Source organism: Burkholderia sp. MSMB1459WGS (assembly GCF_001534535.1).
Lineage (GTDB): Bacteria > Pseudomonadota > Gammaproteobacteria > Burkholderiales > Burkholderiaceae > Burkholderia.
This window is the reverse complement of the sequence record NZ_LPMU01000004.1, coordinates 1-1506: the sequence shown is the minus strand read 5'-3', so window position 1 is coordinate 1506 and position 1506 is coordinate 1. Positions and strand designations below refer to the sequence as shown.

Sequence of the window (1506 nt, the reverse complement as noted above, 5' to 3'; positions counted from 1 at the left end):
GATGCAAAAACACGCTTTGACTGCAATCGCAGTCGCGCTCCTTGCCACGGGGTGCACGATGGCGCCGCATTACAAGCGGCCCGACGCGCCCGTCGCGCAGGCGTACCCGGCCGGCGGCGTCTACGCGACGCAGCCGGGCGCGGCCGGCGCGCGCAGCGCGAACGGCCAGGCGGCGACCGCCATTGGCTGGCGCGAGTTCTTCGTCGATCCGCGCCTGCAGCGGCTGATCGAAATCGCGCTGAAAAACAACCGCGACCTGCGCGTGTCGGTGCTGAACATCGAGGCGGCGCGTGCGCAGTACCAGATCACGCGCGCGGGGCTGTTCCCGACGCTCGACGGTACGGGCACGGGCAACATCCAGCGCTATCCGGCCGGGGTGTCGCAGACGGGCCAGCCGCTGATCTCGCGCGTCTACAACGTCGGGCTGTCCGCATCGTGGGAACTCGACCTGTTCGGCCGCGTGCAGAGCCTGAAGGATCAGGCGCTCGCGCAGTACCTGTCGACGTCGTACGCGCGGCAGGCGTCGGAGATCTCGCTGGTGTCGCAGGTGGCGGATCAATACCTGACGCTGCTGTCGACCGACGATCTGCTGAAGGTCACGGAAGACACGCTGAAGACCGCGCAGGCGTCGTACGACCTGACCAAGCTGCAGTTCGACAACGGCACGGGCTCCGAGCTCGAGCTGCGTCAAGCGCAGACGGTCGTCGAGACGGCGCTCGCGAACCAGCAGGCGCAGGCCCGTGCCCGCGCGCAGGCGTTGAACGCGCTGGTGCTGCTGATCGGCGAGCCGCTGCCGGACGATCTGCCGGCGGGCCTGCCGCTCGATGCGCAGAACCTGCTGACGGACGTGCCGGCGGGCCTGCCGTCGGATCTGCTCACGCGTCGTCCGGACGTGATGCAGGCCGAGCAGACGCTGCTGGCCGCGAACGCGAACATCGGCGCGGCCCGCGCGGCGTTCTTCCCGAAGATCTCGCTGACGGCCGCGTTCGGCACCGCGAGCCCGACGCTGGGCGGCCTGTTCAAGGCCGGCACGGCGGCGTGGTCGTTCGCGCCGAACATCGCGCTGCCGATCTTCGAGGGTGGCTCGAACATCGCGAACCTCGATCTCGCGAACGTGCAGAAGCGCATCGAGATCGCCAACTACGAGAAGGCGATCCAGTCGGCATTCCGCGAAGTGTCGGACGGGCTGGCCGCACGCGGCACGTACGACCAGCAGATCGCGGCGCTCGAGCGCAACGAGCACGCGCAGCAGCGTCGCTTCGATCTGTCGGACCTGCGCTACAAGAACGGTGTGGACAGCTACCTGTCGGTGCTGACCGCGCAGACGGATCTGTACTCGGCGCAGCAGTCGCTGATCAGCGCGCGTCTGGCACGCTGGACGAACCTGGTCGACCTGTACCGCGCACTCGGCGGCGGCTGGATCCAGCGCGCGGGCGAAGCGCCGCGCGCGCCGGATGCGCCGGTCGATTACGACAAGGCGGCCGCTCCGGCGCCTGCGTCGGCAAC

The 1506-nt window shown here is 69.2% G+C and carries 1 protein-coding gene; it reads left to right on the top strand.

Features of this window, described 5'->3' with window-relative positions; all coding sequences use genetic code 11:
* Position 1: 1 nt before the first annotated feature.
* Positions 2 to 1506 (top strand): efflux transporter outer membrane subunit (locus tag WT97_RS01630; protein ID WP_060352698.1); only part of this gene is annotated, 1505 nt, incomplete at its 3' end.